This window comes from Psychrobacter sp. JB193 (genome assembly GCF_002285555.1).
Classification (GTDB): Bacteria; Pseudomonadota; Gammaproteobacteria; order Pseudomonadales; family Moraxellaceae; genus Psychrobacter; species Psychrobacter alimentarius.
Genome location: NZ_NRGY01000003.1, coordinates 169490 through 189176 on the forward strand (window position 1 = coordinate 169490; position 19687 = coordinate 189176).

A 19687-nucleotide genomic window follows, 5' to 3' on the forward strand; every position below is an offset into this window, starting at 1 on the left:
TATTTCGCCACAGTATGAGTAAGTTATGAGTGATAATAAAAATACAGATTCTTTGATAACTGATAGTAATGCAGCACCTGCTGCGCGATTAACCATGCAGAATTTGGGTAAACGCTATGGCAAACGTTGGGTGGTTAAAGACGTTTCTTTTTCTGTTGAGCAAGGCCAAGTCGTTGGGCTACTAGGCCCAAATGGCGCAGGTAAGACCACCAGCTTCTATATGGTAGTGGGTCTGGTGAATATGGATAAAGGACGTGTCACCTTAGGAAAAATGGACTTGTCTAAGTATGCGATGCATGAGCGTGCGCGCGCTGGTATTGGCTATTTGCCACAAGAAGCCTCTATTTTTCGTAAATTATCTATTGAAGACAACATTTTGGCTATTTTGCAAACTCGCAAGGAGTTAAATGTAAGTCAGCAGCGCCAAGAACTTGAAAAATTGATTGGTGAGTTCCATCTAGAGCATGTACGTAAATCGTTAGGTATGAGTGTTTCGGGTGGTGAGCGTCGTCGCTGCGAGATTGCGCGTGCTTTAGCTGCCAATCCAAAATTTATCTTATTAGATGAGCCTTTTGCAGGGGTTGATCCTATCTCTGTTGGTGATATCAAAGACGTTATTTTAACCCTAAAGAATCGGGGTATTGGTGTACTCATTACCGACCATAATGTCCGTGATACTTTGGCTATTTGTGAGAAGGCTTATATTGTGTCAGAAGGTGCGATTATTGCTGAAGGTACTTCTGATGAAGTGTTAGACAATGAGCTGGTGAAGTCGGTTTATTTGGGTAAAGATTTTCAAGTATAGTTGAATACATCAAAACATATCACAGCTTGTATCTACGTTTAATGCTGGTATCAAAATTTTAAAGTAAAATTTTGAGCCAGCGGTCATTAATCTTCTTTCTTATATTTAAATTTTTCTTATATCTTGTATTGCCTCTTCTATAAAACTAAGCCAGTTACTTCGACTATAGGCTTCCCTTAAAAACTATTCTTAAATAAACGCTTCATTGAAGCGTCACGTTATTCTATTTATTATTCTCGATTGATCTTCTGAATAAGGCTGATCTGTTATGGCAAAAAGTAAAAGTAGTTATGTCTGTCAACATTGCGGAGCGCATTTTGGAAAGTGGGCTGGACAGTGCACTGACTGCGGTGAATGGAACAGTCTGGTTGAAGCGCCAAATGTCAGTATGCCACATCATAATAAAAATACGACTAAACCTAATGCTAGCCGTGCTACGCCTCGTGGCACTAGCGCGCCAGCTGGAAATTACTCTGGTACTCATAGTGCCGTTATGCCTCTCAATGCGGTCAGTGTCACGTTAGATACTCGCTTGCCAACAGGTATCAGCGAGTTTGATCGTGTGCTTGGTGGCGGTCTGGTTGCAGGTTCCGTCGTATTGATCGGGGGCGACCCTGGTATTGGTAAGTCAACAATCTTGTTACAGACAGCGACCAATATGGCGCGTGTCGATTCACTGGCAGGTAGTGCGTTATATGTCACTGGTGAAGAATCACTAGCGCAGGTTGCTATGCGGGCTAAGCGTTTAGATTTGCCTGCTGACAGATTACGAGTATTGGCTGAAACCAATGTTGAAACCATTTGCGCCGCACTGACACAAGAACAGCCTGCCATCGCTATTATTGACTCTATTCAGACTATCTATACTGACGCGATCAATTCAGCACCAGGAGGCGTCAGCCAAATTCGAGAGTCGGCTGCGATTTTGACACGCTATGCTAAGCAAACTGGTACAGCGCTATTTTTAGTAGGTCATGTGACTAAAGAGGGTACGCTAGCAGGGCCACGCGTACTTGAGCATATGGTTGATACGGTATTGTACTTTGAAGGTCAGTCTGATTCACGCTTTCGAATGATTCGGGCGGTCAAAAACCGTTTTGGTGCAGTCAATGAGCTAGGTATCTTCGGTATGACTGACATGGGGCTCAAAGAAGTTGCCAATCCATCGGCAATATTTTTAAGCCGCTATGATAAACCTGTCGCAGGCTCTGTGGTTATGGTGAGTCGTGAAGGCACAAGACCGTTGCTGGTTGAGGTGCAGGCATTGGTCGATGATTCGCAAGGACAACCGAGACGTATGGCTCTAGGCTTAGATTTTCAGCGCTTGTCTATGCTATTGGCAGTCATGCACCGTCATGGCGGGATTCATACTAGCGGACAAGACGTATATGTTAACGTGGTTGGTGGGGTCAAAGTGATCGAGACAGGATCAGATTTGGCGGTGTTGTTGGCTTGTGCTTCCAGTATCAAAGAGAGGGCATTGCCATCTTCGTTGGCGGTATTTGGTGAGGTGGGGTTATCTGGAGAGATTCGCCCAGTGCCCAACGGACAAGAGCGTTTAAAAGAAGCCATGAAACATGGTTTTAAACACGCCATTATTCCGAAGGCCAATGCACCTGCCAAGGATGCTCCACAATTTAAAGGTATTAATGTAATTGCTGTAGAGCGTCTGGATGATGCGATTGAAAGTGCCTTTGAGTTGTAAGCTCATTCATAGTGAGTTCAATATAAAAATAATATAGCGTGACTGGATCTTATCTTTAAAAGAGAAGTTTGGCAGCCTCTATCTACGAAGCCACAGCAAGCAAGAAAAATTTATACCAGTTCAGCGTTGGCATATCCAGCATTACCATACCATGTATCTGTTTTATGTAGAGTCGACTATACTTATTTTATGATAAGCATCAGTCATAAAAAGAGCGCCTAACTACCAATGAAGTTAGGCGCTGTTTTTTTGCTCTGGTTTATAACCATGAACCTGAAACGATAAACTATGGACCTGAAACACGCTCGATAGCAACGTTACCAACACCTTTGCTCGTGATACCTAGACGTTTAGCAGCACCATAAGATAAATCCATTACACGGTTACCGTGAAATGGACCACGATCATTGACTTTTACCACGACGCTTTTGCCGTTTGTCTTATTGGTCACTTTAACGTAACAGTTAAGTGGCAATGAGCGATGAGCCGCTGTCAAAGCATTCATATCAAAGGTTTCGCCACTGGCTGTTTTACGCCCATGGAACTTACGACCGTACCAAGACGCCAAGCCAGTTTGCTTAAATTTACTCACTGAGTTAGAAGCTACCGCGGTAAGACGTTCTAATACATCTTCATCATTACTGGCCAGCGTAGTATCGCTTGCTAATAGAGAGCTGTTGAGTGCTAGTGAAGTGGGTTGACGCGCTGATTTAACCAAACTTGATGCACCATCATGTTGACGGCTAAGCTCACCAAGTACACGATCAATGTGGGAGGCGTTATCTTGTGAAATCATCGCAAGAGAGGTTTTTGTTTCTACCGCATTTGCATTGGTAGCGACTGCAGAGCCAGCAAATAAAACAGCTGACATAGTAAGTAGACCAGATAAACGCTTGTTCATAGATACCTCTATAACTTATACATCAAAACCTAGCTCTAATCATTGTTAGATTGAGTGCACAAGTAATAGACCAATCTAATACTCACACAAGCTCTAAAGCCTTACCATCAACCGGCTGTTCATATAATCGTTGATGTCAAATTGCGGCTTTTATAGGTCTTAATATATGGTAATTTTCATTTCATTATAATAAGTGGATAACGGCAACATAACCGATAATACTTATAAAACGCTCAAATGATAGTTAGTAATACGGGTAAGCCCATAATTTACAATAAGAATCTGGGTGCTAATACCACTATATGCCAAATTTACAAAATTTCTTTCTTTGCTAAATTAATATGTTTTTTTACAAGGTATTACGTATTACTTTGTTATTAAAACGTTAATTAAGTAGTGTATTTGAAATTCATAAATCTATAAGCTGCTAACTATACGTAAGGGCTATAACCAAACTATAATTAAATGCAAAGTTTATTAGCAGCTCTGTACGGGTTATGTATCAAGCTGCAATAAAACGAGGTTAACGCAATTATTTGTAAAAAACAAGGATTAAGTTCTTTCGAACTTGAGTGTCAAACTGCCTAATTGTGAAGAAATCCTTATAAAGTACATAATAAAAGCACTAAATTCATAGTAAACAATAATAAATTTTTTGTAACTACTGCTATAAAATCAGAACGTCTGACTGTATTTGAGCTAGTTTAAGGATGTACATCACTACCAATATGACTAATTACATTTTTGGGTTAGTAAGATCAGCAACAGATGAATAGGGCGTTTATCTGCACAAAGCGATTACAACATCTCTTTGTTTAAACTAAGATAAAACGGGCGTTAGCAAGAAAGATAGAATAGGAGTGCCAGTTGAAAGGGTATAAATCGCCACGCCTACGTATCTAATAACGATTGAATAATTACTTTGCACTATATTGATTATAGCGAGAAGGCTTATGTGGTGGGTTTACTGACACATTTCAAGGGCACAATAGGATGAAAGTGACAGCAAACCATTGATTCATATATAGTTTGGTAGTATTAAGGCTAGTTGCTTTTGTGAGTGTGAATAGACATCAGCAGTCCGAACCCAGCCATCAGGGTGACGATAGCTGTACCGCCATAGCTAATGAAAGGTAAAGGTACACCCACGACAGGTAAGAGACCGCTGACCATCCCAACATTAACGAATACATAAACAAAGAAAGACATAGCAATAGCGCCTGCTAATAATCTGCTATAGACGTCAGGATGTGTAAATGCAATATACAAAGCGCGCATAAGCAAACAAGAATAAATAAACATCAAGAGCATGACGCCTAACAGACCAAACTCCTCGGAAAAAGCGGCGATGATAAAGTCAGTATGTCCTTCTGGTAAAAAGTGCAAATGAGATTGTGTGCCTTCCAAATAGCCTTTACCTGTCAGACCACCTGCGCCGATAGCTGTTTTTGACTGAATGATATTCCAGCCAGCTCCTTGTACATCGGCTTCTGGATTAAGTAGGGTCAATACACGTGTACGCTGATAGTCATGTAATAAAAAATTCCATGCAAAAGCAATAAAAGGTACAGCTAAGATGGCAGCGGCTGAAATCAATCGCCAAGATAACCCCGCTAAAAACAGTACAAATATGCCACTACCTGCTACTAACAGCGACGTACCAAGATCAGGTTCTTTAGCAATCAGTAACACGGGAACAACGATTAAAGTTAAGGTAATCGCAATACTCGAAAAAGAAGGTGGCAGGTCACGTTTGGATAAAAACCAAGCACACATCATTGGCATACCCAGTTTCATAAATTCAGATGGTTGTACACTGCCAAATCCGGGTAAATTAATCCAGCGCTGGGCACCCATACGTACTTCGCCGATGATATCGACCAAAATTAACAGCACTAGGCCAAGCACATAAAAGATAGGCGTGAAGGTGCGATAGATACTGGGTGGTATCTGCGCCATGGTAAACATAACCGAAAAAGCCACTCCATAGCTGACCATTTGGCGTAGGACCATATTCACTTCCTGACCAGAAGCACTGTATAAAATCGTCAGACCAATACAGCAAACCGTTAACAAGAGAAGAGTCAACCAAGGATCTATATGTATACGTTGCCATAGTGTCGGTGCATGACCTTGACCTAAGTGATGGCTTTGACGTGAAAAACGATACTGCAGGTTAGAAGACATAGGCAAAGAGTGACTAGCAATTGATGTAGGAGGAAGTTTTTGCTTAAAAAGAAGGCTTAAAATGTGACGATACTGTGTCTATTCTAATTGGATGTCAACAATAAGGTAACGCGCAAGTACCAAAATCACGTAATTATAAAAACTGTGAGGATAAGTGTTAATTACGAATATCACCTCTATAATTAGAGACGATAGTTTAGCCTGCTTATCAAAAATTTGATAGTATCGATAAAACCTTTTTATTGGTAGTTTCTTGCAATGACCAACACAAAAAATTCTGCTTACAAACAGATTCAAAAACCGCTTGTTGTACTATTTATTTGTGCCAGTAGCCTCTCTGCTCATGCAGCTTTGTTGAGTGACAGCAGTGAGCGCCGTATTCAAATACGTCATGGTAATAGTGCCGATAATGGTAATGCTTATATCAGCTCTTCTACAAACGCTTCAAATCACAGTCCTGGTGTGACAATACTAAGCGGTGCAAATACTGGTGATAGTATGCAAGGATTAATCGCTCAAAAACAGCGTGATTTTACTCCCAATGCAAGCATATCGATTCAAGAGAATAAACAGGTGAATATCAATCGCCGTACGCCTGTATATAGCACCACTTATAATAAATACAGTACCGCAAATAATACTTACAACAGCAACAATAGTGACTCTAGCAATATAGGTTTTAATGCGTGGCTAAACAGCAATAGCTATCGTGCTCAGCAAGTCGCAGAGTATCATCGATATCTGACTACAAGAGTAGGGGCACGAAATGTACCACCTTTGTCTCAATTGCTTACTACAGCTCGTAGCTGGGACAAATGTGGTTATGAGCCTTATCAGTTACCACCGCAAGAATTATGGGCAAATATAGTACCGACTTTGCGTTTGTATACTGAACTCAAAAACCAAGGCATTATTCCAGCCACCAGTGAGATACGCTCAGTATATCGTAGTCCTGGCTTAAATAATTGTGCAGGTGGTGCAGATAGTAGTAAGCACATGAATGGCAGCGCTATGGATATTTGGGTACCAGAGTACGAAGATAATTTGTGGCAACGCAGCACCATGCAAGATGGGTTGTGTCAGTTTTGGCAATACCAAGGAAAGGAGCATAATTTTGGTTTGGGATTGTATGCCACGGGCGCCATTCATTTAGATACGGATGGCTATCGCAAATGGGGCTTTAACCATGCTAGTAGTAGCTCTTCTTGCCGCTATTAACTGATTCGATTTATAACGCATTCAACCATCAAATGAATATTTTATAGAGCGATAGAAAGTACAATCATGTTGATAAAATCGGTGTGGAAAGTTAAATATCGTAAGTTTAAAAGATAGACGGCTAAGTCATCATAAATTTTCTAACGCTCATAAATTGTGCTTTAATAGTAGGTTTTATTCACTTTATATTCTTTGATTTATAAAGTAAAAAACAGCACTTATTATGAGCAGGATTTATGAAAAAACGGTATTCAATAATACCCAAAGATGATGATTCTGGTAAACCAAAAAGGACTTTTCTACGACCAAACAATATAGCCGTGGCTGTGTTTGGTCTGATTTTTCTATTCTTGGTATTTGTGAGTGCTTGTAGTCCAGAGACTTCTCCTGAGGACCAATCATTGACGGGAGATAAGTCTGCCAAGCTTGATAGAAAGGCACAAAATGCGGAAGAGGTTGAAGAGAGTATCAGAAACTCTTACGCCAGATTGGCTGCTGAACGTACCGATCTTTGTCCAAAACTGATACAAGAAGAAGTGGGCAGTCAGGTCATTGAACGTACTGAAGAAGTTATGATAGACAACTATTGCGATTATTTTTTGTATCCACGTAGCGGTCAGAGCATCTCAGTCAAAGTCAATAACAGTCAAATCGAAGCGCTATTGGTAGTACCTATGATGCATAATTTTGCCAATGGCGACTATAAAGTCGATTCTTATGACAAACATGTGATTCGGTTGGCATACAACGGGGCAACTTATAAACCTAAAAATCTTATGTATGATGTGGCGGTAACGGTTTCTGATTGATTGTTAGATTTTAGATTGGATTAAATATAAATATTAGTGGCATTTATAGTGAATAAGGGGCAATGCATAAAGCATTCCCCCTTATTTACATGTCTTTTGCAGCAGGTTTTGTGATTATGGTTTTTTAGCCTTTTTGTCCTTCCAAGGATCGTCTTGTCCAACGGTGACAATTAAGAAGTCTTCAGGCTTTAGTGTGTCGCGCATCGCTTGATTAACGCCGGCCAGCTTCACTTGATCAATACGATTGATATAATTACTTAAATAGTCACTGGGTAATTGATAAAAATTCATCATACCGAGCAAGTTATTAATGCCTGCATTGCTGGCAAAACCCATCGGAAAGCTGTTTTTAAGATTGTCTGTTGTAAGACGCATCTCGCTATTGGTAATGCCTTTATCCAAAGTGTCATTGATGACCGCTAAGCTGGCATCAATAGCATCACGCGCTTTATCATTTCGGGTTGAAAAACCAATCTGATAAGGGCCTTTGGCCAACATCGGATTCATTGAGCCTGTGATTCCATAGGTATAACCAAGATTTTGCCTAACTTCAGTCATCAATCGCGCATTAAAACTGCTACCAGCTAGCACTTCATTACCCACAGCAAAATTGGTTTGTTGTTGCTGATCCTTTGGATTGATTGCGCGTTTACTGCCCAATTGACCCATCAATATGGTGGTTTGAGTACTTGGAAACGGAATATGAATGTGTTTTGTTTGATTGAGCAGTTTTGGTTCAGGTAAGGTCGCTGCGGATTGACCAGCGGGTAATCCAGCAGTAATACCTTCTGCCAGCTTTTTCGCTTGTTCCAAGGTCAGATTACCTGTCATCGCAATAGAAGCATTGGCAGCAACCAAATAACGGTTTTTGAAGTCAATCAATTGTTGTCGGTCAATATTAGGCACAGTGTCTAAAGTGCCAGCTGATGGATGGGCATAAGGATGATCGCCATATAAGGCTTGGTTAAAAGCGTCACTTGCCAAACTGTTTGGGTCTTGCTTTTGCTGCTGCAAGCCGACCAAAAGTCGTGCTTTGTTGCGTGCTAATGTTTGATCGTCAAAAGCAGGGTCGTTGAGCATTTGGGTCATCAAATCGATGCCAGGTAATAAATGTTTATCATCAGATAAGCTACGCAGCGAGACGATAAACATATCCTTATAAGCACTACTGTTTAGATTAATCCCCAACGTTTCACCTGCTCGGGTAAATTCATCTTCGTTGAGCTTTTTTGTGCCTTGTGTCAACATCGTCGCAGTCATATTGGCAATGCCAAAACCGTCCTTACGTATGCTGGCATCACGGGCGCTACCAGCGTTAAAACGCAAATCGATGTCGACAATTGGTAGGGTCGTTGTTTGTACAAAGAGTACGGGCACGCCAGCTTTCGTTTTAAACTGTTGAATCGTGGGTGCGGTAACCTTTAATGGCTTGGCATCGTCAATGCTCGTCAATGTTGATAAGGCAGCAATTGGCGCGTTGGTATCAACCAATGTAGCTGATCCACGAGGCTCTTCAACCCCCGCTGTGTCTGCTTGTGCGGTCACGGTCAACGTTGCAAGACCTAAGAGTACGCCAACGCTCAGACTGGACAACTTCTTGAGCGTAGACGTGGCTGCCGGCGTTGAGGAGTATGCGTTATTCAACGACTTTTTTCTGATTTGATATAAATCACTGGGTTGAGTCATGGTTTTCTTCTTATTAATGAAGCCTTTTTAGTGGGCTTTTTGATTGGATAAAGGAGTCATACGTTGTCACTATTTGTCTTTTTTAGCGGCGTTGTCAGTGGGCGGTATGATATGCATCACCGTTAAGTTATCCTTTACCAAATACTTTTTACTTGCTGTTTGGATATCAGCAATCGTTACTTTATCGAGTTTGGTTGGTAGTTCGGCAAGCAGTCTGTCATCAAGACCAATAGACTGTAGTGAACCAATCATACGTGCTTGACCCTCCATACTATCTTGAGCGTAGACAAGACCTGTTACTGTATTGGTTTTGGCACGACTGATTTCATCTGCATTGATGGGATCGGTCTTTAGTTTTTCTATTTCAGCGATAATGGCTTGTTGCGCTTGATCGAGACTGACACCTTCACGTGGTGTTGCCTGAATCAAAAATAGACCATCGCCGCGATCCAGTAAGTCGTAAGACGTACCTACTGTCGTCAAAAGGCCTTTCTCACGTATCAATCGACTCTCCAACCGTGCAGACAAACCGCCATCTAATACATCCTGAGCCAGTGACAGTGCGTAAGCTTGGTTTTCATTGCTGGCGCCTGCTGTTACTAGACTTGGTACGTTGTAACCCATCAGTAGCACTGGAACTTGTACGGCTTGCTCAGAATCAACTTGCTGATAACCACGAAAACCTTTTTGATTGACAGCAGGGCGGTTTGGCAGCTCGCTTGGAGACAACTCACCAAAGTAACGTTTGACTTGCGCCAATACCTCTGTTGGCTCCACGTCACCCACAATGACTAAGGTGGCATTGTTTGGGGCATACCATGTTTTGTACCAGTCTTTTACGTCTGAGAGCTTGATTGATTCCAGCTCATTCATAGGCCCAATGATAGACTCGCCTTTAGGACTGTTAGGTAAGGCTAGCAAACGGAAAGATTCGTAGGCTTTAGCCAATGGGTTATCATCGGTGCGCTGACGACGCTCTTCCATGACAACTTGATGCTCTTTAGCAAAAGCGTCATCATTAAACATTAAGTTTTTCATGCGATCTGCTTCAAGCTCTAACGCTAAAGGGAAGCGATTGGCAGGAAACAATTCGTAGTAGCCGGTATAGTCATAGCTGGTAAAGGCATTGTTGACGCCGCCGAATTTGGCAATCAAACGCTCATAATCATCACTTGAAACATTAGACGTGCCTTTAAACATCATATGTTCAAGCAAATGAGAAATACCGCCTTTATCAGCTGGCTCATCCGTTGAACCAACCCGATACCAAATCTGTGTCATAACCACTGGTGCGCGATGATCTTCTTTTACCACTACTTTTAGGCCATTTTCTAACTGATAGTCATGTCGACCTGACGTATTCATGGTCAGCTCAGATGATATATCTGCTTGCGAGTTTTTATCTTGAGCTGCTGTGTTTTGACCTAAAGGGTTCTGGCTCAAGGTATTTTTATTTGAAACAGCTTGAGTGGCTTGATTGTTGTCAGTAGAAGATAAACTAGAGCCAATAGTAGTGGTTTGGCAAGCAGCAAGCGTAGCGGTTATGGCCAACGCACAGGCGATACGCAGCGAAAGAGTAGATAAAGGTAAAGACGATGACATGGTATGTTCTACTTATATAAATGACAAGTTGTAGAGGAAGGGATGGATGCACCACATCCAAATATAACCATAAGCGGTTTTATAATGATTTGTGTGCCCCAACCATTACGCTAGCCGTCGGTTTAAACTCTTGCGTGGTCGTACAACCTGAAACAGCTGATAGAGCAAATGTCGCGAATAATAAGGTGGCGCTAATGGCCGCTGTTTTTTTGCTTTGTTTTTTACAAAGAGTGGATAATGATGTCATAGGTAATTCCTATAAATTAAGTATAAAGTGACAAGAAAATGATGAAGTAAAGCTTGTTAGAGTAGGCGAAGTTCGGCTGACAACAGGTCGGATTTTTGTGTCCGAATCTTAAGCGAAACTTTCTCAAATCATCCGTTGGTCTTTTAAACTTGTAAATTTTGATGATAGTCTACGATGGTAAGGTCTGAGCACCACTCGAACTATGCTAAACTAGACTAAAAATTGTCTGTCATAAGGCAGTACGCTTATGACGATATATAAATCTACTTAAAATAAACGAATAATTGATAGTGATAACTTTTAGGGCAAGCTTATGAACAATCCAAATAATAGCAATCGTGTTGTCATCAATCTTGACGGCAATCTTGATGACTTAGATGACGATGATATTACCTTACCCAGTCTGCCGACGCAATCTGTCCCCATTATTGATGAGACTGAAGATACCGTCGCAACCAAAACGCCCAATAATAAAAGCATACCAGAACAACAAGTAAATGATACAAGCGATCAAGGTATCGTCAATACGGATGAATCTAATAGTATCGCTTTGGGTACTCCCGTTGGTATAACAGAAGGACAGAGTGCACCCTACAATACATTTGAAAGTTTTTCAGATACCAAGTCAGATACTCAAGAAACAAATGTAGCAGTAAACGCTAATGTTAATGCTATGCCTTCTATCCCAGCCATGCCGTTACAAGAGCAGTTAGGGGATACGCCAAGCGTTGCGCCTATGGACAACCCACCAAAAGCGCCAGAACTAGAAAACCCTGCTGTAGAATCACAAGAGACTCAAGAAAATAAAAAATCAGACAGCTGGTTTAATCGTATGAAAACGGGGCTTAGTAAGTCACGTAAGAATTTGGCTGAAGGTATGGTCAGTATTCTTATCGGTGGTAAAGAGATCGATGATGAGCTTTTAGAAGAAGTTGAAGATCAGTTGTTGGTTGCCGATATTGGTGTCAATGCCACCAATCGCATTATTAAAAGCTTAACTGAGCAGACGGCCCGTGGCGATCTGATCTATGCCCATTCATTGTATAAAGCATTACAAAGTGAGTTGGTTGATATCTTAACCCCCAAAGTTGAGCCGCTCGTGATTGATATCAGCAAAAAACCATTTGTTATCTTGATGGTGGGGGTCAATGGGGTGGGGAAAACCACGACTATCGGCAAGCTTGCCAAGCGTTTACAAGGTGAAGGCAAATCAGTCATGCTGGCGGCAGGTGATACATTCCGCGCGGCGGCCACCGAGCAGCTACAGATTTGGGGTGAGCGCAACAACATCCCAGTTGTAGCGCAAGGTCATGGTTCTGATAGTGCTTCTGTTATCTTTGATGCCATGCAGTCTGCTAAAGCAAAGAATATCGATGTGCTAATCGCAGACACGGCAGGACGTCTGCAAAACAAAACGCATCTGATGGCTGAGCTGGAGAAAGTGGTACGAGTCATGCGTAAAGCGGATCCAAGCGCACCGCACGAAGGTATGATTGTTCTTGATGCTGGCACAGGTCAAAATGCAATTAACCAAGTTGAATTGTTTAATAAAGCGGTACCATTGACGGGTATTACCATCACCAAACTAGATGGTACGGCTAAAGGTGGGGTGGTCTTCAATATTGCTGAGACGACCGATGTACCTATTCGTTATATTGGAGTGGGCGAATCGATTGATGATTTACGTGCCTTTAGTCCAAAACAGTTCGTCGCTGCATTGTTTGAAACAGACGATAAAGAGTAATTAGCGAAACTGCCAGCAACCAAATAATAGGAAAGGAGTCAGTATATGATCGTTACTAGCGTTGTATTAACCGATATCGTTCACGATAATAGCTCATCACCTAAGGCTGCTTTGTTGCTGGCAAGCCATGTCATCAACAATACGGCAAAGCTGATTTGGTGTAATTGGCTTGCGCTTGATGAGCACTGGCAAGATAAAATCAAACTCAAAGCTTTATCAAAGCATTATAAATTTGATGTCGATGAGGTGACATTTATCGCTGCTGATCAGTTAGAGTCCAATGACAAAGAACAAGAGGTATTGCTGGCAAGCATTGCTCAGATACAGCATTATATGCAAGGACAGCGTAGTGACTTTGACTTGCCAATTGATACCAGTTCGGGTACAGCATTTCAGCAGCGAGTTTGGGGTGCACTGCAAGAGATTGGATATGGCGAGACTATTAGTTATGCCACTCTTGCTCAGCGTGTAGATAATCCCAAAGGCTTTCGTGCAGTAGCGCAAGCCAATGGTAAAAATCCCTTCAGCGTGATTATTCCCTGTCATCGAGTCATCAGCAGTGATGGTAAACTTGGTGGTTATACAGGTGGACTGGATAAGAAAGAGTACTTATTAGCGCTAGAAGGAATTACCTGCAAAGTCTAGTTTGAGTTGAGTTATCACCAACAGCTATCAGTCGTAAAATACAAAGAGGCCGAACGTTTATGGCGTTTGGCCTCTTTTGTGAGTAACAACCAATGATTGAATAAACTTATTGCTCAAGCTGTGCCATTACATCAGCAGAGAAGTTAACGTTAGTATAAACTTCTTGCACATCATCAGCATCTTCTAACATATCGATCATTTTTAGGATTTTTTCGGCATCTTCCACATTGTCTATTTCAGCTGTGGTTGAGGGTGACATAGTCACTTCTGCATTGTCAGAGACAAGACCAGCAGCATTAAGCGCGTCTTGAACTTGACCAAAACTTTCCCATTCAGTGATGACCATCAATGTTTCGCCATCATTTTCGATATCGAGCGCGCCAGCCTCTAGTGCAACCAGCATGACGTCTTCTTCTAAGTTGGTATCATTAAAACTGATTTCACCACGTTTGGTAAATAGGTAAGCCACTGATCCTGATGTGCCCAAATTACCATCATTTTTTGTAAATGCATGACGTACTTCGCTAACGGTACGATTAAGATTGTCAGTCATAGTCTCAACCAATACTGCCACACCGCCAACCCCATAACCCTCATAGCTGACTTCTTCCATGTTTTCGTTATCACCGCCACCAGTACCACGATCGACAGCGCGATTGATGGTGTCTCGGGTCATATTGACTGACAATGCTTTTTCGATGACAGCACGCAAGCGTGGGTTCTTATCCGGATCAGGATCACCTTGCTTGGCAGCAGAAACAATTTCACGAATAATTTTGGTAAATATTTTACCTTTTACCGCATCCTGACGGGCTTTACGGTGTTTGATATTTGCCCATTTTGAATGGCCTGCCATATAACATCCTTAATTTTTGCGTATTATTTTTTATGCTTAAAAAACCGATTAATAACACTTATAAATACTCAAACGCGCGTTTCCTACTCGGAATATCCGTGTATTTAACGTAATAGAGCTACCTATGTGTTAACGATTTGTATGTTGTTAGAAGTGCTTTTTTGCTACACTGTGGCAACTTATAAACTATATTAACGGCGATAAGTCAGTAATATTATAAACCAGTTTCGTGTATTTTAACTAACTTGGCCTTATTCATCATATTTTAAGTCATTGCTTATTATCAAGCCATTGATTTTACGACGTACGGATTCTATGAAACAACCAACTGCTGAAGCCATCACACACTTACGTAATCGCATTCATATCATTATTGAAGGTACGGATACCCGCTTGGGCAAGCTTTTCGATATTGTGTTGCTCATTGCAATTTTGGCCAGTGTGGGCGTGGTCATGTTAGACAGTGTGTTGTTTGTACGTTTGCAATATGGGACGATATTTTTTTATGCAGAATGGTTTTTTACTATTTTGTTCACGATTGAATATATATTAAGGCTGTTTTCGGCACCCAATCGCTTTCGATACGTATTTAGTTTTTTTGGCGTTGTAGATTTACTGTCCATTTTACCCAGTTATTTGAGCCTTGTCTTTGGTGGCGTGCAGTATCTTATCGTCATACGTATTTTGCGTCTTTTACGCGTGTTTCGAGTCCTCAAACTCAAAGCTTATATGCAGCAAGCAGGTTTTTTGGCTTCAGCACTAAGAACCAGTCAGCAAAAGATAACGGTATTTTTCTTATCGCTTGTTCTCTTGGTGACTATATATGGTTCTATCGTGTACGTGGTAGAAGGACCAGAAAACGGCTTTACAAGTATTCCAATCTCTATTTATTGGGCAGTTGTGACGTTAACCACAGTGGGATATGGTGATATTTCACCGAAAACGCCACTTGGTCAGGCCATTGCAACGATGGTCATGATTACAGGTTACGCTGTCATTGCGGTACCAACCGGTATCTTTACCTCAGAGTTGACGCGTAACATGCGTCCGCAGCTCGATCCAGTTACTTGTCCAAACTGTGGTAAGTTTGGGCATGCTATAGGGGCAGAGTTTTGTGATCGCTGTGGTCATGCATTACATGTCTAGATAGTGGCAATAATATTCGTCTAACGTTTAAAGGCGCAATTATCGTTTATACGTCAATATACTCATCAACGAATGGCGACAGGTCAATCTTAACCCCTAGATTAACTAAGTTCCAATACTGTCCTGATATGGTGCGATCTAGCATCATGGTGGTTGCAGAAGGTTGAAATTGTCCAAAGTATTTTAAAGAGGTACGCATTTGCGCAATGGCTTCGTGATGTATCTGGCTGCTACCAAAATCAAAATCGCCCTCATGATAAGGCTTAATAGACAAAGGTTTTAGACCAATGGATAACCATTTTTCATAGAATTCTCCCGGTATGTTTTTATCATCATCACGGCGGATATCTAAGGCTATTAAATCCTGCTCAAGTGCCGTTACATCACCTTTGATGGCATGTTTGGCGAATCGACGAAACAGTTGAACTTCGCTATCACTATAGCTACGAATCCCACCAAAATCATAAGCCACGACGCTGCCATCTTCTCGAAAAGCAAAGTTACCTGGGTGTGGGTCACAATGCATACGATACAACCCAAATAGTTGCCCTGCGGTAAAGTGGAACAATCGCTCAGCTATCTTTTGTTTAATGTCATTATTCCAAGTTGCAGCAATTGTCAGAGTTTCGCCCATCTCTTCAGTCAAAGTCAAAATGCGCTTGGATGAGTGACTGGTAATAACTTTAGGGATGATAAGTCCTTCATCATCTGCATGAAAAGCCCCAAACACTCGTAAATTATGGGCTTCTTTAATATAGTCCAACTCGTCATGCAAGCTTTGGCGAATTTCATTAAATAGTTGTTCTTGTAGCTGTTTGCTCATGTTGAGCACACCAGCGATTTTCAATGCCATACGGACTTGTTTTAGGTCGCTATCGCAGTTTTCATCCACATCAGGATACTGAACTTTTACCACCACTTTTTGTCCAGATGGCAAAATGGCTTTATGCACTTGTCCAATAGAGGCAGCGGCAAAGGGCACTTCTTCAAATTCGCTGAACAGCTCTTTTATGGGTGCTTTTAGTTCCCGCTCTACTTGTACGCGTATTTGCGCATAAGGCATGGGCGGTGCATCTTTTTGCAGTTTTTCTAATGCAGTAGCCACTTCCGGGGGGAACACATCTTTATATTGTGATGCAATTTGTCCCACCTTCATGACTGCGCCTTTCATTTCTCCCAAGGTTTCGGCTATCTGAATACCCACGTCTTGCATTAGCTCTGAGCGCGCTTGTAAGCGTTTTTCTTCGTCACTTGAGAGATGCTTAAATGAGTTTTTAGCTGCTTTACCGGCAATACTTGCTGTCATACCAGCGAGTTTCATAAAGCGCTTTCCAGACGATTTTGCCATTCATATCACCATATAGTGGATTGTTTGCTCAGCCGTAATTCTAATACTTTAACCAGATGATTGCTGTTTAACTAATGTGTGAACCGCCCCGACTATATCGGAGACTGTTTATTCAAGTTAAGCAGCAATGCCTAACAGATTAAGATTATCATAATACCGCTTCTCAAACTCAAAAGGTGACACATAGCCAATCGCACTATGCAGCCTTTTTTTATTAAACCAGTCCACCCATTCAAGGGTTGCTAATTCAACATCATTCACACCTTGCCACTGCTGTTTTAAATAATCAATCACCTCCGTTTTATACAGCCCGTTAACCGTTTCAGCCAACGCATTATCGTATGAATCACCCGTTGTACCAACAGAGGCGATCACACCAGAATCTGTCATTTTGTCTGTATAGCGGATAGACAAGTACTGAACCCCGCGATCACTATGATGAATCACATCTTTTGGATTATTTCTATCTGCTATTGCTTGGTTTAGTGCTGCCATCACCATATCGGTGTTCATACGATTAGATACCTTCCAGCCCACGATAGCGCGAGCAAACACGTCAATGATAAAAGCAGTATAAACCCAGCCGCTTGTCGTCTTGATATAGGTAAAATCAGCCACCCACAGCTGGTTAGGGTGGCGTGCGCTAAAGTTGCGATTGACCAAATCATCAGCGCGCTTCTGGTCATCACGGCTGTTGGTGGTTATCTTACCTTTACCGCGCCAAACCCCCTGCATGCTATGCTGCTTCATTAACCGCTCTACCGTACAACGAGCCACATGACTGCCGTCAGCCTTCATTTGCTGCCAGACTTTACGCGCACCGTAGCGGCACTTGCTGTCCTGCCAGATGCGCCTGATTTCACTGATGTAGAAGTCGTCATGTTGACTGCGTAATGAGCGCTTGTCAGGGCAGCTCTCCAAGTCTTTAGCACGGTAATAGGTTGATGGAGCAATCGGCAAGACTCTACAAATGGCTTGGGTCCCATATTCTGACTTATTCTCATCAATAAATTTGATCATCACTTCGGTGGGCGGTCTATTTCCGCCTGGGCGAAAAAAGCAGCTGCTTTCCTTATAATCTCATTAGCTTGCTTTAATTCTCTGTTCTCACGTTCAAGCGCTTTGATGCGCTCGGCTTGGCTTTGAGCTTGAACATTAGCAGGTATGGTTTGATCGATGTGCTTCTTATACCATGACCGCAAGGTTTCAGGCGTACAGCCAATCTTAGGGGCAATGGCTTGAATTGCAGACCATGTGGAAGGATATTCGTCTTTGGCTTCAATGAGCATGCGAACCGCACGCTCTTTCATTTCAGGGGTATAGTTTCGTGTTTTCATTGTCGTATTCTCTCAGAAAGTTGAGTCTCCGACAATCTCGGGGCGGTTCAGTGCTGATAAAAAAGTTATCTAATGCAAGCTCTAATCTTTTACTGATATCAGTCGTTACGATTGAAGTTATGAGTATCTATATCGTTCATATCCACAGAGTAAAGATTATCAAGCCAATACGTTAATGCCATGTGATACCCTAAATGTCCCAAGCCGCAGATAACACCAACAGCGACATCGCTCAAATAAGAATGATGGCGAAAAGGCTCGCGCGCATGAACATTAGATAAATGTACTTCTATAAAGGGTTTTTGTGTGGCCAGCAGTGCATCGCGTAGCGCCACCGAGGTATGAGTAAAGGCGGCAGGATTAATAATCATCGCATCCACTTGCTCGGTTGCATTGGCCAGTAATCCATAATGCTGTATTTCATCAACCAGCTGGCCTTCATGATTTGATTGTATACAAATCAACTCAATACCGTGCTCAGCAGCGCGGGCTATCAAACGTTTCTCAATGTCTACAAGCGTTGTATGACCATAAATCTCAGGCTCACGCTTACCCAGCAAATTCAAATTGACGCCATTAATCAGCAGCAATTTGTGGGTAAGGTGTTTAGTGATGTGTTGATCCGAGGTTTCTGTACTTGATGCAGATTGAGAAGGGGTTGTCATAATGTTCTCTATAACAGTTGCGCAGTGGGGGTAAATTATAATGCATTGTGAAATATGTCGATGATAAAAAAGTAAAAAGAGGTAATTTAATAGTATGTCTCTTTATGATAACAGCTTGCTCATAAGGTTATAAAAAAATTATGGCGTAAATAAAATAAAGAATAAAAAACAGATTAAAAGTCTTTATGTTGCTAAAAACCCGTGCTATGATATTTTTTACGCAATATTTATTGCAAGTTTGTTACTATCATTATGATGAGCTTTTGAAGAAGAGAGTTTTTGGTTATAAGAACAACTCTTTAAGACGACGGCTTTATGCAAATAATGATGGTAAAAGTAGTACTCTTAAGTTTTTGATTTTATAATCTTAGATCCCGTTTGTATGCAATGTTGCAAAGGAATTTGGGGCTAAGCGGACTTTTTTAGGAAGCAATATTATGTCAGCTCGTGAGCAAGGTATCGTTAAGTGGTTTAATGACTCAAAAGGCTTTGGTTTCATTCAACGTGACAGCGGAGAAGACATTTTTGTCCATTTCCGTGCGATTCAAGGTGATGGCTATCGTTCTTTGAAAGACGGTGAAAAGGTTGAGTTTAGCGTAGTTGAAGGCGATAAAGGCCTTCAAGCTGAAGAAGTCAGAAAAGTAGGAGAGTAATCTATTCAGTCATTACAGCGGTTTCGCTATATTGTCTGTATACACTACTGATATACTACTGAGTCAAGCCCAGCTTATCTTACCTGTGTTGAGTAAAATCAATGTACTCGGTAGAATAAGGTATTGGGTTTGA

17 protein-coding genes and 1 other annotated feature are annotated in these 19687 nt (G+C 41.6%); of the genes, 8 read left to right on the forward strand and 9 right to left on the reverse strand.

Translation table 11 applies throughout. The features are described from left to right. The first annotated feature begins 25 nt into the window (after positions 1–25). Together lptB and radA are read left to right on the forward strand one after the other, a co-directional pair. Positions 26–805: an LPS export ABC transporter ATP-binding protein gene (gene lptB / locus CIK80_RS13930; RefSeq protein ID WP_062844706.1), complete on the forward strand. Its 780-nt coding sequence runs from the start codon at positions 26–28 to the stop codon at positions 803–805. Between the two features lie 268 nt (positions 806–1073). Further along, positions 1074–2510, forward strand: a complete 1437-nt coding sequence (gene radA, locus CIK80_RS13935) for a DNA repair protein RadA (protein ID WP_095570525.1) — start codon at positions 1074–1076, stop codon at positions 2508–2510. A gap of 286 nt (positions 2511–2796) precedes the next feature. On the opposite strand, the gene CIK80_RS13940 is transcribed toward radA, so the two are convergent. After that, positions 2797–3411: a septal ring lytic transglycosylase RlpA family protein gene (locus CIK80_RS13940; protein ID WP_095570526.1), complete on the reverse strand. Its 615-nt coding sequence runs from the start codon at positions 3409–3411 to the stop codon at positions 2797–2799. 1044 nt (positions 3412–4455) lie between these two features. Beyond that, positions 4456–5598, reverse strand: coding sequence for a rod shape-determining protein RodA (rodA, locus tag CIK80_RS13945; RefSeq protein ID WP_062845930.1), 1143 nt, complete (start codon positions 5596–5598; stop codon positions 4456–4458). 258 nt (positions 5599–5856) lie between these two features. Between rodA and CIK80_RS13950 the strand changes: the two genes are divergently transcribed. After that, positions 5857–6816: a D-Ala-D-Ala carboxypeptidase family metallohydrolase gene (locus CIK80_RS13950; RefSeq protein WP_095570527.1), complete on the forward strand. Its 960-nt coding sequence runs from the start codon at positions 5857–5859 to the stop codon at positions 6814–6816. 236 nt (positions 6817–7052) lie between these two features. Then, positions 7053–7625, forward strand: coding sequence for a hypothetical protein (locus CIK80_RS13955; protein ID WP_095570528.1), 573 nt, complete (start codon positions 7053–7055; stop codon positions 7623–7625). Between the two features lie 114 nt (positions 7626–7739). On the opposite strand, the gene CIK80_RS13960 is transcribed toward CIK80_RS13955, so the two are convergent. The 3 genes from CIK80_RS13960 to CIK80_RS15375 all read right to left on the reverse strand — a co-directional run bounded on the left by CIK80_RS13960 (position 7740) and on the right by CIK80_RS15375 (position 11160). Further along, positions 7740–9311, reverse strand: a complete 1572-nt coding sequence (locus CIK80_RS13960; protein ID WP_095570529.1) for a pitrilysin family protein — start codon at positions 9309–9311, stop codon at positions 7740–7742. 69 nt (positions 9312–9380) lie between these two features. Beyond that, a complete protein-coding gene (locus CIK80_RS13965; RefSeq protein ID WP_095570530.1) occupies positions 9381–10913 on the reverse strand; it encodes a pitrilysin family protein in 1533 nt (510 codons plus the stop codon). Between the two features lie 79 nt (positions 10914–10992). Further along, positions 10993–11160 carry a hypothetical protein gene (locus CIK80_RS15375; protein ID WP_157769649.1) on the reverse strand — a complete coding sequence of 56 codons (168 nt, stop codon included), beginning with the start codon at positions 11158–11160 and terminating at the stop codon, positions 10993–10995. Between the two features lie 691 nt (positions 11161–11851). On the opposite strand from CIK80_RS15375, the gene ftsY reads away from it, so the two are divergent. Both ftsY and CIK80_RS13975 read left to right on the forward strand, forming a co-directional pair. Next, on the forward strand, positions 11852–12904 hold the full coding sequence (ftsY, locus tag CIK80_RS13970) for a signal recognition particle-docking protein FtsY (protein ID WP_257011795.1): 1053 nt from the start codon (positions 11852–11854) through the stop codon (positions 12902–12904). A 45-nt stretch (positions 12905–12949) separates the two neighbouring features. Further along, complete coding sequence (locus CIK80_RS13975) at positions 12950–13549, forward strand: methylated-DNA--[protein]-cysteine S-methyltransferase (protein WP_095570531.1); 600 nt, start codon at positions 12950–12952, stop codon at positions 13547–13549. A gap of 106 nt (positions 13550–13655) precedes the next feature. Here the strand turns inward: CIK80_RS13975 and CIK80_RS13980 are convergent, their stop codons facing one another. After that, positions 13656–14405: a YebC/PmpR family DNA-binding transcriptional regulator gene (locus CIK80_RS13980; protein ID WP_062844698.1), complete on the reverse strand. Its 750-nt coding sequence runs from the start codon at positions 14403–14405 to the stop codon at positions 13656–13658. Between the two features lie 315 nt (positions 14406–14720). Here CIK80_RS13980 and CIK80_RS13985 point away from each other — a divergent pair, with 315 nt between their 5' ends. Continuing rightward, on the forward strand, positions 14721–15551 hold the full coding sequence (locus CIK80_RS13985; RefSeq protein ID WP_062844697.1) for an ion transporter: 831 nt from the start codon (positions 14721–14723) through the stop codon (positions 15549–15551). Between the two features lie 46 nt (positions 15552–15597). On the opposite strand, the gene CIK80_RS13990 is transcribed toward CIK80_RS13985, so the two are convergent. From CIK80_RS13990 to aroQ, 3 genes are all read right to left on the reverse strand, one after another. Then, positions 15598–16899, reverse strand: a complete 1302-nt coding sequence (locus CIK80_RS13990) for an AarF/ABC1/UbiB kinase family protein (RefSeq protein WP_095570532.1) — start codon at positions 16897–16899, stop codon at positions 15598–15600. A gap of 117 nt (positions 16900–17016) precedes the next feature. Then, a protein-coding gene (locus CIK80_RS13995; RefSeq protein ID WP_095568366.1) for an IS3 family transposase occupies positions 17017–18236 on the reverse strand; the annotation gives its coding sequence in 2 pieces (ribosomal slippage) (positions 17017–17960 and positions 17960–18236; 1221 coding nt in all). Then, positions 17845–17961, reverse strand: a sequence feature (AL1L pseudoknot). (Overlaps the previous gene by 117 nt.) Before the next feature lie 98 nt (positions 18237–18334). Continuing rightward, the gene (aroQ, locus tag CIK80_RS14000; RefSeq protein WP_095570533.1) at positions 18335–18901 is read right to left on the reverse strand and encodes a type II 3-dehydroquinate dehydratase; all 567 of its coding nucleotides are present in this window, start codon (positions 18899–18901) and stop codon (positions 18335–18337) included. 437 nt (positions 18902–19338) lie between these two features. Between aroQ and CIK80_RS14005 the strand changes: the two genes are divergently transcribed. Then, entirely contained in the window at positions 19339–19554 is a 216-nt protein-coding gene (locus CIK80_RS14005) for a cold-shock protein (RefSeq protein WP_062844694.1), read from the forward strand. Positions 19555–19687: the final 133 nt, after the last annotated feature.

Bases quoted from the DNA above. Each gene is read 5' to 3' on its own strand.
- lptB (WP_062844706.1), top strand. From the start codon at position 26: ATGAGTGATAATAAAAATACAGATTCTTTGATAACTGATAGTAATGCA.
- radA (WP_095570525.1), top strand. From the start codon at position 1,074: ATGGCAAAAAGTAAAAGTAGTTATGTCTGTCAACATTGCGGAGCGCAT.
- CIK80_RS13940 (WP_095570526.1), bottom strand. From the start codon at position 3,411: ATGAACAAGCGTTTATCTGGTCTACTTACTATGTCAGCTGTTTTATTT.
- rodA (WP_062845930.1), bottom strand. From the start codon at position 5,598: ATGTCTTCTAACCTGCAGTATCGTTTTTCACGTCAAAGCCATCACTTA.
- CIK80_RS13950 (WP_095570527.1), top strand. From the start codon at position 5,857: ATGACCAACACAAAAAATTCTGCTTACAAACAGATTCAAAAACCGCTT.
- CIK80_RS13955 (WP_095570528.1), top strand. From the start codon at position 7,053: ATGAAAAAACGGTATTCAATAATACCCAAAGATGATGATTCTGGTAAA.
- CIK80_RS13960 (WP_095570529.1), bottom strand. From the start codon at position 9,311: ATGACTCAACCCAGTGATTTATATCAAATCAGAAAAAAGTCGTTGAAT.
- CIK80_RS13965 (WP_095570530.1), bottom strand. From the start codon at position 10,913: ATGTCATCGTCTTTACCTTTATCTACTCTTTCGCTGCGTATCGCCTGT.
- CIK80_RS15375 (WP_157769649.1), bottom strand. From the start codon at position 11,160: ATGACATCATTATCCACTCTTTGTAAAAAACAAAGCAAAAAAACAGCG.
- ftsY (WP_257011795.1), top strand. From the start codon at position 11,852: ATGCCGTTACAAGAGCAGTTAGGGGATACGCCAAGCGTTGCGCCTATG.
- CIK80_RS13975 (WP_095570531.1), top strand. From the start codon at position 12,950: ATGATCGTTACTAGCGTTGTATTAACCGATATCGTTCACGATAATAGC.
- CIK80_RS13980 (WP_062844698.1), bottom strand. From the start codon at position 14,405: ATGGCAGGCCATTCAAAATGGGCAAATATCAAACACCGTAAAGCCCGT.
- CIK80_RS13985 (WP_062844697.1), top strand. From the start codon at position 14,721: ATGAAACAACCAACTGCTGAAGCCATCACACACTTACGTAATCGCATT.
- CIK80_RS13990 (WP_095570532.1), bottom strand. From the start codon at position 16,899: ATGGCAAAATCGTCTGGAAAGCGCTTTATGAAACTCGCTGGTATGACA.
- aroQ (WP_095570533.1), bottom strand. From the start codon at position 18,901: ATGACAACCCCTTCTCAATCTGCATCAAGTACAGAAACCTCGGATCAA.
- CIK80_RS14005 (WP_062844694.1), top strand. From the start codon at position 19,339: ATGTCAGCTCGTGAGCAAGGTATCGTTAAGTGGTTTAATGACTCAAAA.